Annotated in this window: 18 protein-coding genes and 1 pseudogene; 9 read left to right on the top strand and 10 right to left on the bottom strand. The window is 63.8% G+C overall.

The window, feature by feature from the left end; genetic code table 11:
- The 4 genes and pseudogenes from M3I54_RS11875 to M3I54_RS11860 all read left to right on the top strand — a co-directional run.
- Nucleotides 1-179 (top strand): annotated as a pseudogene (locus M3I54_RS11875) (IS256 family transposase); the annotation flags it as partial.
- Between the two features lie 301 nt (nt 180-480).
- The gene (locus tag M3I54_RS11870) at nt 481-870 is read left to right on the top strand and encodes a hypothetical protein (RefSeq protein WP_254336000.1); all 390 of its coding nucleotides are present in this window, start codon (nt 481-483) and stop codon (nt 868-870) included.
- A 128-nt stretch (nt 871-998) separates the two neighbouring features.
- Nucleotides 999-1,268, top strand: coding sequence for a hypothetical protein (locus tag M3I54_RS11865; protein ID WP_254335998.1), 270 nt, complete (start codon nt 999-1,001; stop codon nt 1,266-1,268).
- A 126-nt stretch (nt 1,269-1,394) separates the two neighbouring features.
- On the top strand, nt 1,395-1,817 hold the full coding sequence (locus M3I54_RS11860) for a hypothetical protein (RefSeq protein ID WP_254335995.1): 423 nt from the start codon (nt 1,395-1,397) through the stop codon (nt 1,815-1,817).
- 13 nt (nt 1,818-1,830) lie between these two features.
- Here the strand turns inward: M3I54_RS11860 and M3I54_RS11855 are convergent, their stop codons facing one another.
- Nucleotides 1,831-2,073 (bottom strand): hypothetical protein, encoded by a 243-nt coding sequence (locus M3I54_RS11855; RefSeq protein WP_254335993.1) that lies wholly within the window; start codon nt 2,071-2,073, stop codon nt 1,831-1,833.
- Between the two features lie 100 nt (nt 2,074-2,173).
- Here M3I54_RS11855 and M3I54_RS11850 point away from each other — a divergent pair, with 100 nt between their 5' ends.
- A complete protein-coding gene (locus tag M3I54_RS11850) occupies nt 2,174-2,392 on the top strand; it encodes a hypothetical protein (RefSeq protein ID WP_254335991.1) in 219 nt (72 codons plus the stop codon).
- 11 nt (nt 2,393-2,403) lie between these two features.
- Here M3I54_RS11850 and M3I54_RS11845 read toward each other — a convergent pair whose 3' ends face one another.
- Nucleotides 2,404-2,631, bottom strand: coding sequence for a hypothetical protein (locus tag M3I54_RS11845; protein ID WP_254335989.1), 228 nt, complete (start codon nt 2,629-2,631; stop codon nt 2,404-2,406).
- 133 nt (nt 2,632-2,764) lie between these two features.
- Between M3I54_RS11845 and M3I54_RS11840 the strand changes: the two genes are divergently transcribed.
- The 3 genes from M3I54_RS11840 (at nt 2,765) to M3I54_RS11830 (ending at nt 5,117) form a co-directional block, all read left to right on the top strand.
- The gene (locus tag M3I54_RS11840) at nt 2,765-2,992 is read left to right on the top strand and encodes a DUF4224 domain-containing protein (RefSeq protein WP_254335987.1); all 228 of its coding nucleotides are present in this window, start codon (nt 2,765-2,767) and stop codon (nt 2,990-2,992) included.
- Between the two features lie 520 nt (nt 2,993-3,512).
- A complete protein-coding gene (locus tag M3I54_RS11835; protein ID WP_254335985.1) occupies nt 3,513-3,926 on the top strand; it encodes a hypothetical protein in 414 nt (137 codons plus the stop codon).
- A gap of 264 nt (nt 3,927-4,190) precedes the next feature.
- Nucleotides 4,191-5,117 carry a DnaJ C-terminal domain-containing protein gene (locus M3I54_RS11830; protein ID WP_254335983.1) on the top strand — a complete coding sequence of 309 codons (927 nt, stop codon included), beginning with the start codon at nt 4,191-4,193 and terminating at the stop codon, nt 5,115-5,117.
- Here M3I54_RS11830 and M3I54_RS11825 read toward each other — a convergent pair.
- The 5 genes from M3I54_RS11825 to ssuD all read right to left on the bottom strand — a co-directional run bounded on the left by M3I54_RS11825 (nt 5,114) and on the right by ssuD (nt 8,649).
- On the bottom strand, nt 5,114-5,362 hold the full coding sequence (locus tag M3I54_RS11825) for a DUF6566 family protein (protein ID WP_254336016.1): 249 nt from the start codon (nt 5,360-5,362) through the stop codon (nt 5,114-5,116). The two genes, M3I54_RS11830 and M3I54_RS11825, sit on opposite strands and share 4 nt — an antisense overlap.
- 87 nt (nt 5,363-5,449) lie before the next feature.
- Complete coding sequence (locus M3I54_RS11820; protein WP_028204871.1) at nt 5,450-5,665, bottom strand: molybdopterin-binding protein; 216 nt, start codon at nt 5,663-5,665, stop codon at nt 5,450-5,452.
- Between the two features lie 52 nt (nt 5,666-5,717).
- Complete coding sequence (locus tag M3I54_RS11815) at nt 5,718-6,599, bottom strand: ATP-binding cassette domain-containing protein (RefSeq protein ID WP_254335982.1); 882 nt, start codon at nt 6,597-6,599, stop codon at nt 5,718-5,720.
- Nucleotides 6,596-7,453 carry an aliphatic sulfonate ABC transporter permease SsuC gene (gene ssuC, locus M3I54_RS11810; RefSeq protein ID WP_254335981.1) on the bottom strand — a complete coding sequence of 286 codons (858 nt, stop codon included), beginning with the start codon at nt 7,451-7,453 and terminating at the stop codon, nt 6,596-6,598. Before ssuC ends, M3I54_RS11815 begins: the two co-directional genes overlap by 4 nt.
- A gap of 38 nt (nt 7,454-7,491) precedes the next feature.
- Nucleotides 7,492-8,649, bottom strand: coding sequence for an FMNH2-dependent alkanesulfonate monooxygenase (gene ssuD, locus M3I54_RS11805; protein ID WP_254335980.1), 1,158 nt, complete (start codon nt 8,647-8,649; stop codon nt 7,492-7,494).
- Between the two features lie 430 nt (nt 8,650-9,079).
- On the opposite strand from ssuD, the gene M3I54_RS11800 reads away from it, so the two are divergent.
- Nucleotides 9,080-9,505, top strand: a complete 426-nt coding sequence (locus M3I54_RS11800) for a hypothetical protein (protein ID WP_254335979.1) — start codon at nt 9,080-9,082, stop codon at nt 9,503-9,505.
- Between the two features lie 93 nt (nt 9,506-9,598).
- Here the strand turns inward: M3I54_RS11800 and M3I54_RS11795 are convergent, their stop codons facing one another.
- The 3 genes from M3I54_RS11795 to M3I54_RS11785 form a co-directional block, all read right to left on the bottom strand.
- Complete coding sequence (locus tag M3I54_RS11795; protein ID WP_254335978.1) at nt 9,599-10,756, bottom strand: enoyl-CoA hydratase/isomerase family protein; 1,158 nt, start codon at nt 10,754-10,756, stop codon at nt 9,599-9,601.
- A 73-nt stretch (nt 10,757-10,829) separates the two neighbouring features.
- Nucleotides 10,830-11,549 (bottom strand): TetR/AcrR family transcriptional regulator, encoded by a 720-nt coding sequence (locus M3I54_RS11790; RefSeq protein ID WP_254335976.1) that lies wholly within the window; start codon nt 11,547-11,549, stop codon nt 10,830-10,832.
- Between the two features lie 74 nt (nt 11,550-11,623).
- Nucleotides 11,624-11,908 (bottom strand): DUF1488 domain-containing protein, encoded by a 285-nt coding sequence (locus M3I54_RS11785; protein WP_254335974.1) that lies wholly within the window; start codon nt 11,906-11,908, stop codon nt 11,624-11,626.
- Between the last annotated feature and the right edge of the window lie 30 nt (nt 11,909-11,938).

The following is an 11,938-nucleotide window of genomic DNA, read 5'->3' as shown; positions in this document are numbered from 1 at the left end:
TACGCAAGATCGTCAAGACGCGTGGGCACTTCCCGACGGACGAGGCCGCGACCAAACTGCTCTGGCTGGCCTTGCGCAATATCACGGCTGACTGGAGCCGTGCCGCGCATGACTGGAAAGCCGCGATGAACCAGTTCGCGATCCTCTACGAGGATCGCTTCACCAGAAATCATTTGTAGAATGCAATTGATGAGCCTGCCAGACGGCAGGCTTTTATCTGCCTTGCACACAAAAATTCAGACACTCCCTTTTTATGCAGGCGGAGGGGCGAAAGCGCGGTAGCAAGAAGAACCCCCCGAAGTTTGATGCGAAGACGAAGGTCGTTATAACGCCGGAAGGCTACACGGCAGAGGCCGAGATCGGCTACAAGGGTAAAGCGACGCTCCTCCCACAACTCATTCTTGTCGATGAACACAAGTGCAGCGTGTCGGGTTCAGATAAAGATGGGTTCGACGCATTCATCTCGCAGGCCCATGAACTTTGGGATCGTCAATAGCCTGCGTCAGCAAGATAACCGAAACCGGGCGGCGCAAGTTCCAGATTACGACTTTTGGCTGGGCGGAGGACGGTTACGTTACCCAAGAACAGTCCGAAGCTGAAGAGCTACCCGACGTTCGCATATGGCACTCGCCCATCGAGCCGGATGCCAATGGAAAATATCCCTCAAACACCAGGCTCTTCCGACGCCCCGACAATCAGATCGTATTGCGGCTCCGGAACAACATCCCCCTCGACCGCGCATTGACCGCATTCCGAAAAGTCGTCGAGCAGCTCGACCTGGCGGCAATCCAGGAAAGTGACATCCAGAATCCACTCGTCAACCTGAATTTTTCTGTCGAGTCTCACGCGACGCAGGCCCGCACGGGATGAAATGCCCGGAATCTCTTAGGCGCACGAAGTGCCGCGTCTCCTCGTCGCCACCGCGCGTCGATTCGGTTGGACGCCCGTAGTATCGATCCAACGCCGCCCGGATACCCGACTGCGAAAACTTCCACGGCGTGACCATCATTCCGCCATCTGCCGTGAAGGCAAAAAGCGGATTTGTTCGCGGTGAACGTGAAGGTGGTATGCCAGTAGGTGGCGTAGTACTGCGTGCCGACGTTGTTGTAGACCGTTGCCAGCGACTCGGACTGCAACGTCTGCGCGAGCGTCGAAATCAACTGAAAAAGTGGCGTCAGCCCATCGATCTGCACAAGACCGCTATCAGTGAAAGCCTGAAATTCCGCCGTCATCAATACACCCCAACTATGCGCGTTCCACGGACGTAACCTACGACGCGCGATCACAAGGACGGCGCGGAGTGTCCGAACGTTGCAATGAACTCATTGCTCGGACGCGTCGCGTGGCTGGCGTCATGGCCGACGCCGGCGGCGAAGGAATTCGAGTGCACGGATATGGAGAGGCTGCAGGAGCGCCGCGAGGAGTACGCGACGAAGCACGGCAACAACGGCTTCGGACTGACGTTGGGGCAGGCAGCGCCGCGGCTCGCGGGCTGGCCGACGCCAGTGAAGAACGACAGCAGCAACACGCGCAATGCGACGGCGAACCGATCGCCGCATGCGAAGAAGGGCCATGCCGGGACGACGCTCGTCGACGCGGTTTCACTCCTCGAGGAATTGAAGCAGCCGGCCCGACTAACGGCTTCTGGCGAGCTGCTGATTGGCTCCTCTGCCAGGATGGAAAGTGGCGGCCAGTTGAACCCGGCACATTCCAGCTGGCCCATGGGGCTCCCGCCCAAGTGGGACGACTGCGCGCCTACGGCAACGCCATCAACCGCGAAGCGGCGGCTGCGTTCATCGCGGCAGCTGACGAGTTGATTCCAACATGAACTTACGCCAAGTCGTATTCGCGCATTACTTCGCGAGTCACCGCTTTCACAAAGTCGAGGCAGCCAGGCTCGACGCCCGGAAAGACTGTGACCGTCCAGTTGCACTCCGCATTCTCGTCCGGATCCAGCCGGACTGGAGACGGCGCCCTGCAATCTCTGCAGTCGCCGTCCAACGCAGTGCTCTCGGAGATCCGCCGCTGAATTTCAGCTTGGATTTGCTCCGCTGTCGCAATCAGCTTGGCCATTCTCGACCTCCTTTGGTGGGTCCGAAAATCCTAGCACAAGCTTCAGGCGCTACTTCCTGGCGAGGAAAACGATGGATATGAAACAACTGAGCGACAGCTCGTGACCAAGCTGCGCGAACTCTCCGAAAAACCGGACGGCTGGGGCGACATTCGCATCATCGACCCGGCAGACGCGCGCGCGATCCTCGTCGCTCTCGCCCCTGCTGCAGCAGCGCCGAAAAAATTAGGTTTTGGCGTAAGTGCGCAGTTATCCACAGAAACTGTGGACAAATCTGTGCGAAGGGCGAGCGACGCAGGGCACGATAGAGGCAGCAAATGAGCGCGACGAGCCTAGCCCATCAAGATTTCGTCGACCATCGCGCGCCCCCAAGCGAACCCGGCGCTTTCCGCATCGTCCCGAGTACTGTGGCTCGTCTCCAGGTCTTGACTCGAAGCAATGTCGCGTTCTGTGCCCCTGCTCACTTTGGCGCGCCAAACCCACATTTCATTGGGGCACTCAAGAGTTTCCGAATGAAGGTCATAACCACGGTAGTCGGTAAAGCGCATGTTCCAACCCATCAGCAGTCTCCTTTCTTTCAATTTGAAAGAAAATAATAACATGGCCGATGCTGTCGCTATGCATGTAACAGGCAACCGCACTCCCATAGACGGGAACCGAAACACTCAAGGCAAGTAGCAGATGGAGCAAACGATGAGCGACTACCTGACCTCGACCGAACTCGCCGACCTCATCGGCTGCAAGCCGAACCAGCGCACGCGGATGATCAACTGGCTTTCCGACAACCGCTGGAAGTTCGTCATCGATCGCAACGGCATTCCCAAGGTCGCACGCGCGTTCCGCGATCTGAAGCTTGGACTCAGCACCGATACCAAAGCAACGAAATATGACAATGGTCCGAACCTCCAAGCATTCGCCTAAAGCCGCCGGTAAGAACGACACGACCGGAATCGACCGGCTGTACAAGCGCACCGGCGTGCGCAAAGTGTCGTTCCGGTACAAGTTCCCCGACGGCCGCAGCGAGACGTTCGAAACTGCGGCGCGCGGCGATCGAACTGCGATCCATGAGGCGGAGCGTCGCGCAAAGCGACGCGCGGTCGACGTGCAGGAAGGTCAAATCATCGCGGGCTCGGTTGCGGATGCGATCGACCGCTTCAAAACCGAATATCAATCCGTTCGTCGGAATGATGCTCAACCAGGGCGACCCAGACGTGCGCACCGTCACAAAAGCGGAGATCGTCCCGTTCTACCTATGGTCTGTGCGTCAGCAGCAGGCATACCGCACGATGGGCGTCGCGGCCATGTTCACGTACCCCACAGGCTTTCGCGCAGCAGAAGTGCGGCCGTTCCATATGTCGGGCCTGACCGAAGCCGGCGTGCGCGTCATCTCGGCAAAGCGAAAAAAGGCGAGGCGCAAACGGTCAAGCTGCGCGAGTGGTCCATGCGCCTTCGCGCGGTCGTCGAGCGCGCGAAACGTGACCGCAAAGTGGCGAGCATCTACCTGTTCCCAAACCGGCGCGGCCAGGCGTATTCGAAAAGCGGTTGGACCTCGGTATGGCAGGACGCCATGTATGCGTACATCGGCGAGTTCGATCCTGCGATCGCGCGCGAATTCGAAGCGAAGTCCAAGCGCGAGGCCGCGCAGCGCCGCGGCGAAAAGGCCGATGGCGTCGAACTCAAGCTGGTCGAGCATCCGGCGTATTTCGCCCTGTCGGACGTCCGCCCGGCCGCCATCACCGCGAAGCTCGAGGCGCGCGACGCCGATGCCTACGACTTCGCCGCACACGCGAATCCGAGCACGACACACAAGCACTACGACCGCCGGAAAGTGAGGCGCGCGAGCGCTACTGAATGAGGGTAAAATGCCGCAAGATTTTCGGAACACCTCGTCGCAAACCCGCGCCAGTGCTGGGTCGATAAAGGGGGGCATATTCCGAAATCAAAACTACAGGGCTTTGATTTTTAACCTGAATTTGCTGTTCGACGACTCGATTGTGATTCCTGTCGTCGTGGGTTCGAGTCCCATCAGCCACCCCAAAGAATTCAGCAGTGAACAAATGAGCCCGCACTGGTTGCGGGCTTTTTTGCGTCTGTGCACGAGAGACACCCAGGAACGCCTTTGAGCTTCGAGGAATACTACAGGCGGCTGCAACTGCCGGAGACTGCGTCGCCGGCAGAGATCAAGCGCGCCTACCGTCAACTGCGCGCGAAGTACCACCCCGACCGCAACAAGGGTCGCGAGGCGGCAGTCGAGCCGGTGTTCAAGCTCATTCAGGAAGCCTTCGAGATTCTGAGCGGCAGGCGCGTCGCGCCAACGGCCAGGACAACTGGCGCCGCAAATCCGGCCAACCCGCCCCGCAACGGCGAAGCTCAACCGCGCCAGCGCCGCGCGGCCCCGCCCATGCGCGGCGCAAACTGCCTCGTCGAGCTATTCGTGCCGCTCGAAGTCGCCATCAATGGCGGCGGCGTTCAAGCCCACTACCCTGTCAAAGGTCCGTGTCCTGCGTGCGAACAGGAAGATCGCGGCGCGCTTTGCGAACAATGTCATGGCACCGGCATGAAGACATGGCGCAAGTCGGAATTGGTCGAGATTCCTCGCGGGGCATGGGACGGTCAGCGTCTGGTGGTGACTGGCGGCGGCCACCCCGGCGTGAACGGCGGCCCATCGGGAGACGCGACGCTCTCGGTCTCCATCGTTTGCGGCCCGGGCTTCACGCGCAATGGGTTCGATCTCGCTTGCGAGCTTCAAATCGACTGCGTGACGGCCATGTTGGGCGGCGGCGTTCAGGCAATGGTCCTCGGCCGCACGTTCGAAGTGAAAATTCCGGCGAACACGAATTCGCGCACGCCAATCCGTCTGCCCGGTCTTGGGCTCGCGGACCGCAACGGCGTGCGCGGCAACCTCACGTTGCACCTGGTCCTCACCATGCCGGCTGCCGCCGCATATTTGAGCGGCGCGGAGCGCCAGCAACTACGCGACATGTTCGCCGAGGCAGAGCGCCGGGCAAGCCAGTCGCCTACCGCGGGTTCGCAAGGCAAACGCTAGTGCGCTTGCGTGCCGCGCGCATCGATCCACGCGCGCGCCGCTTCGAAGCCCGCCTCCGCCGCCGCGTGCTCGGTGGACCAGAGGCGCGTGATATGCACGAGTTGCCAGTCCTCCACGACTGTATCGCCCTGCAGCACGCGATAGTGCGCCTTCACGCCCGTGAGCACCTGCTCGACCGCGACTTCGATGTCGTAGTCCTTGTAGCGCTCCTGGTAGTCGCCCATGTCGATGCCCTTCGGCTCCATGTTCGCCTCTTTCCTCTTCTGCTGACGGTTCATGCTAGCACTTCCACCCGCCGCGACTCGCGGGCGGCGCCGACGCGCCAGCACGCTTCACAGGCGCGCGATCGACACCTCCGTCGACTTCACCAGCGCGACCACTTCCGAGCCAACCTTCAACTCGAGTTCGTCGATCGAGCGCGTGGTGATGACCGAGGTGACAATGCCGAATGCCGTGTCGACATCGACTTCCGAAACAACGGGCCCGCGAATGATCTCCTTGATCTTGCCGCGAAACTGGTTGCGCACGTTGATGGCGGTAATGCTCATAGGTTCGGCTCCGTGAGTTCGGGTTTAAACAAGAGGATTCCTGATGAATGATTCAGGCCACTGCGCCAGATGGCCGACCGGCGGCTTGCTGTGGGCCCTGGCCGAGCACGCGCTGCAGCACGCTCTCCTCGAGCGCGGCGAAGCGTGCGTCGACACGCGCGCGCGGGCGCTCGAGCGGAACGCTCTGATCGAGCGCGATGCGCCCCGCCTCGACGAGCAGAATACGGTCGCCCAGCGCGACGGCTTCGTGCACGTCGTGCGTCACGAGCAGCGCGGTGAAGCGATGCTCGCGCCACAGGCGCTCGATCAGCGCGTGCATCTCAAGGCGCGTCAGCGCGTCGAGTGCGCCGAGCGGTTCGTCGAGCAGCAACAAGCTCGGACGATGCACGAGCGCGCGGGCGAGCGCCACGCGCTGGCGCTGGCCACCCGAGAGCCGCGCGGGCCACTCGTCGGCGCGCGCGAGCAGGCCCACCTCGTCGAGCACCGCGCGGGCGTCGTCACGCGCGCTGCGCCCGAGGCCTAGCATCACGTTCTGCAAGACGGTCTTCCACGGCAAGAGACGCGCATCCTGAAACATGATGCGCGTATCGAGCGCCGAGCCACCTGCGCTGCGCCTCTCCACCGCGCCCTCGTCCGGCGTTTCGAGGCCGGCGATCAGGCGCAGCAACGTGGACTTGCCGCAACCGCTGCGTCCGACGATCGACACAAAACTGCCGCGCTCGATCGCAAGGTCGAAGCCGCTGAGCACCGCGCGCTCGCCGTAGCGTTTTCCCACGCCGCGAAGGGCGACGGCGGCGTCCCCCTCACGTGAATGCGTACGCCGTGCCACGCCCTCGCGCGCCGCTTGCGCCTTGTCGTTCCGGTCGCTCGCCTGCACGCGCTCGAAACCATCGCGCCCCACGCCGTAGTTCGGCGCCAATTGACTTGCGCTCATGCTTCGCTCTCCTGTTGATAGGCGGGATGCCAGCGCAGCGCCACGCGCTCGAGCCACTTCGCAAGCCAGTCGGCGAGCTTGCCGAGCGCCGCATAAAGCAGGATGCCGACCACCACCACATCGGTTTGCAGGAATTCGCGCGCGTTCATCGTCATGTAGCCAATGCCCGACTGCGCGGAGATCGTTTCTGCGACGATCAGCGTCACCCACATCAGGCCGAGCGCAAAGCGTACGCCGACGAGAATCGAAGGCAACGCGCCCGGCAAGATCACCTCGCGATAGAGCGCGAAACCCTTGAGCCCGTAGCTGCGCGCCATCTCTACGAGATTGGCGTCCACCGAGCGGATACCGTGGAACGTGTTCACGTATACGGGAAAGAACACGCCCAGCGCCACGAGAAATACTTTCGCCTCCTCGCCAATGCCGAACCAGAGAATCACGAGCGGAATCATGGCAAGCGCCGGAATATTTCGGACCATCTGCACGGTCGAATCGAGCGCGGTTTCAACCGGCTCGAAAAGCCCGGTAGCCAGCCCGAGCACGAGTCCAATGCCGCCGCCGATCACGAACCCCGAAAGCGCCCGCCACGTGCTCACGCGCACGTCCGCCCACATTTCGCCCGACTCGATCAACGACCAGGCCGCCCGCACCACGTCGAGCGGCTCGGGCAGCACGCGCGTCGAGAGCGCGCCGCTCCTTGCGGCGATCTCCCAAATCACCAACACCGCCAGCGGCACGAGCCAGGGCGCGAGCCGCGGCCGGCTCGCCCGTACGATTGCCCGCGCGATGCGCAGCGCGCCGCCTGGGCTCGCGCAATCGCGCGCGGGAGCAGCCGTTACTACGGATTGCGTCATCGTTGCGTCCTCCACGATTGCTGCCTTACTCCAGCGCCTCAGCTCTGGCTCACTTTCGGCAGATAGTGATTGCCGACCACTTCGCCGAACGGCCCCGAAAGCGGGCCGCCCGCGCCCTTCGCCGTGCGACCCGGCAGCAGCGGGAACACGAGTTCCGCAAACCGGTAGGATTCCTCGAGATGGGGATAGCCGGACAAAATGAACGTCTCGATGCCAAGCTGCGCATAGTCCTTCATGAGCGCAGCCACCTGTTCAGGATTGCCGACGAGAGCCGTGCCCGCTCCGCCGCGCACGAGACCCACACCCGCCCACAGGTTCGGATAAACCTCGAGATCCTTGCGCGTGCCACGCTTGCCGCCGTGCAGCGCGGCCATCCGGCGCTGGCCTTCCGAATCCATCTTCGCGAACGCGGTCTGGGCGCGTGCAACCGTCTCGTCGTCGAGGTGGCTGATGAGCTTGTCGGCGGCGGCCCACGCTTCGTCTTCGGTCTCGCGCACGATCACGTGCAGGCGAATGCCGAAGCGAATCGTGCGGCCATGCTCGGCGGCACGCGCGCGAATGTCGGCGATCTTGCGCGCGACGGCTTCGGGCGGTTCGCCCCACGTCAGATAGGTGTCGATGTGCGCGCCCGCCATGGCGTGCGCGGCTGGCGACGAGCCACCGAACCACAACGGCGGATGCGGATGCTGCGCCGGCGGATACAGCACCTTGCCGCCTGACGAGCGCAGATGGCGCCCCTCGAAGTCAATCGTCTCGTTCGCGTGCGATGCCACGAGCAGCTTGCGCCAGATATGCAGGAACTCATCGGTGATTTCGTAGCGCGTATCGTGATCGACGAAGACGCCATCGCCTTCCAGCTCAGCCGTATCGCCGCCCGTCACGACGTTGATGAGCAGGCGGCCATTGGAAAGCCGGTCGAACGTGGCGGCCATGCGCGCGGAAAGCGCCGGCGACGAGAGGCCCGGGCGGATCGCCACGAGAAACTTCAGGCGCCGCGTCGCAGCGATGAGGCTCGACGCCACGACCCACGCGTCCTCGCACGAGCGGCCCGTGGGCAGCAGGACGCCTTCATAGCCGAGCGTATCGGCGGCGACGGCGATCTGCTGGAAATACGCGAGATCGGCCGCGCGCGCGCCCTGGGTCGTGCCCAGATAGCGGCTGTCGCCGTGGGTCGGGATGAACCAGAACACATTCATGCATTGCTCCTGCGTGGCATTTCGAAACACGAATCGGGTGACTGCCGGCTAGCGACTGGGCGCGGGCACGCCGCGCAAACGAACGCACCGCTCGTGGCTCAATGAAAGGATTCGACAGCAGACGGAATGCGCCGGCGCGTTCCCCGTGCGCCTCGCGAGAGCGCCCGGCGACGGCGGCGCCGTCTTCATGGGGAACCAGTCTAGGGACGGCTCGCACCCTTTAGAACGATTTTTTTGAGCTTAGGTTTTCCACTTTCGTGCTTTACCCGACGCTTTAGCGTACGGTGCGCCTCACGCGCACCGCGCGCACCGCGCGCACCGCGCGCCGATATAATGGCGCACGCACCCACAAAAACACCGGCACGCCGCGCGCACAACGCTCCAAAAGGCTCATTGCGCAGCGAGTCCAAGCAAGCTCTCGCAAGATTCCATGCAAAAACTGATTCTGCCGTTCGTATCCGGCTTTCTGGCGTCGCTCTTCTTTCGCGAGCCGACGCTCGCGCTCCTGCATGCCGCGCAGGTCACCGACGCGGCCGGATTTTCGACGGACCCGTTCCTGCCGCTCGGGCTGCCCGAGTTCCTCGTGAATGCGATCTGGAGCGCCATCTGGGCCGTGCTGATGGCGTGGCTGCTGCGCGTGTCGCCTTCGCGGCCCGCGCCGTGGGTTCAGGCCTTCGTGTTCGGCGGCATCGTGCTCACCGCGGCGATGGTGTTCGTCGTCGATCCGCTGCGCGGCATCTGGCCAACGGGCAACATGCTGCCGCGGCTTGCCACGGGCTTCGCCTCGAATGCGATGTGGGGCTGGGGCGCGCTGGTTTTCATGCGCGCGTTCATGAGCGAAACCGTCGAAGACTGACCCTGCCCGCGGGCCGTGCGCGATGCGCGGCCCGAGTTTTCCCGCCGCGCTTTACCCTCACACTTCTCCCGCCCTTCCCTCGCGCCAGCCAGCTCAACCGATGAGTTCGCGCAACGGGTGCTCCAGCAAGCTCCAGGGACTCTCGAACATCCGCTCGACGTCGTCGCGGCGCACGTCTTCGATATTCGCGAAGCGCCAGCGCGGATGATTGTCCTTGTCGATGATGCGCGCGCGTGTGCCCTCCATCACGTCGCCAATCGCGAAGCTCGAGCGCGTGAGGTCGAGGTCGCGGCGCAGGCAGTCGGCCATCGTGCCTTCCGCGCGCGACACCGCCTCGAGCGACACCGCCATGGAAAGCGGCGAACGCTCGCGCAGGACGTCCACCATCTGCCCGGCCCATTGCGCTTGCTCGCCTGCGCCCGCGTCGCGAGCGGCTTCGAGCGAAGCCAGCATGGCGGGCACATCGGCGAGCGAGAAATGCCGGTCGATCCAGCCGCGAACCGTGGCCAGAGAAGAACCTTCGGCGAGGCGCTGCAAGTCGGGCGCGGGCAGGGCCGCCTGCCGGATGCGCGCGACCACTTCCGCGCCGCTCGCAAACGGCTCGCTCTCTAGCGTATCGAGCAGCGCTGGCCAAGCGGACTCGTCGAGCGACGCATCGGCCAGACCCGCATAAACCGCGCTGGCCTGATCGAGCGTCTCGCCCGTCACTGCAAGATACCGGCCGATCGCGCCAGGCGTGCGCGCAAGGAACCAGCCCATGCCGACATCGGGAAAGAGGCCGATGCGCGTCTCCGGCATCGCCATGCGCGTGGTTGGACCCACGAGCCGCAGGCCGCCCGTACGATGCGCACCCTGCGAGATGCCCATGCCACCGCCCATGACCACGCCGTTGAGCATCGCGATGTACGGCTTCGGAAAGGTGAAGATGGCGTGGTTGAGGCGATATTCGTCGGAGAAAAACGTGTCGAGCGCCGCCTGCTCGCCGGCACGGTACGCCTCGTACAGAAAGCGAATGTCGCCGCCAGCGCAGAACGCGCGCGCGTGGCGCGTACGCACGATCACGGCGAGCACGCCCGCGTCGTCGCGCCAGCGCTCGAGCGCCGCGTGCATCGTGCGGACCATGGCGGTGGTGAGCGCATTGAGCGCCTGCGGGCGCTCGAGCTCGATATAGCCGATGCGGTTCGCTACGCGCGTAAGCACATACGAGTCGGCATCGGCAGCGGTCGGGCTTGCGTTGGCTTCGTGTGACATGGCGATTGGCAAGGCAGAACGATGAGCGGCGCCTGAATGGGGCGAGGCGCGATCACAGACTTCCTTGAGGCTATCACGACGCCACACCGGGCGCTTGCGCGCCCGGCAACGTAGCCGCAGCGGCGCGCGCGCCGAACCAGGCATCGAGCGTGGCGTCGATCAACGGACCGGGCGCCGCTTGCTGAGAGCCAGCGCGCGCGAGCGTGAGCATCACCATGCCGTGCAGCGTTGCCCAAAGCGACTGCGCAAGCAGGGTGCCTTCGATACGCGCCCCGCTCGCAGGCGTCAGCACGGACAGCGTGGCGGCAAAGAGCTGCGCGCCGCAGGCGAGCGCGTCGCCCGCTTCCGGCGCGCCAGCCGCATCGGCCGCATCACGCGCGTCGCGCTGACGGCGGGCGGCCGGCCCCACGTGCCCAGAGCGCACCTTGTGCGCCATGAAGATGAGTCCGTAAGTCTGCGGATGGTCGCAGCCGTATGCCACGTATGCGTGCGCGAGCGCATGAAGCCGCTCGCGTGCATCGGCGATCAACGCGAGCGGCTCGAGTTGTGCGAGCAACTGCGCGTAACCTTCGCGGCCGAGCGCCTCGGCGATCTCGTCGCGGCCGGCGAAATATAGATACAGGGACGCAGGCGAATAACCGATCGCGTCGGCGATCTTGCGCATGGAGAGCGCGACGAGGCCTTCGCTCATGACGATGCGGCGCGCAGCGTCGAGGATGCGCTCGCGCTGGTCGTGCGCGCGCACTGCGTGCTTTGCGTGTAGCTCGCGGTCTTTGCGTTCGACAATGCCCATGGCGACGCTAGACGGTTGCGGAAACCGAAAATTCAGTGGCGCCCGAGCGGGCGTGCCCTACTACGAGTAAAAGCCTACGAGTACAAGCGCCCGGGCGGAAAGTGACCGCTCTTGAGCAACACCGGCGTGCCATTGCTGAGTTCGAGATGAGCGCGTGCCACAGCCTCGATGCGCGAACGGCCGGCGTCGAACGCCTGCATCCACGCGTCACGATTCGCGGGCAGCGCGCCGAAATGGTCCTCGAGCGCCTCGACGGAAATCGCGCAGGGTACGCGTGTGCCGTCGACGAGTGCGGGAAAGACCACGGTCAGATTGGCGTCGCGATAGAGCGGCGCGTCGGCGGGAAAACGAATGATCATATCCAGCCCCAGTGGGGAAAATCAGCAGAA

This window comes from Paraburkholderia sp. CNPSo 3274 (assembly GCF_024206475.1).
GTDB lineage: Bacteria > Pseudomonadota > Gammaproteobacteria > Burkholderiales > Burkholderiaceae > Paraburkholderia.
The sequence above is the reverse complement of the archived record's forward strand: the minus strand, read 5'-3'. Positions and strand labels throughout refer to the sequence as shown.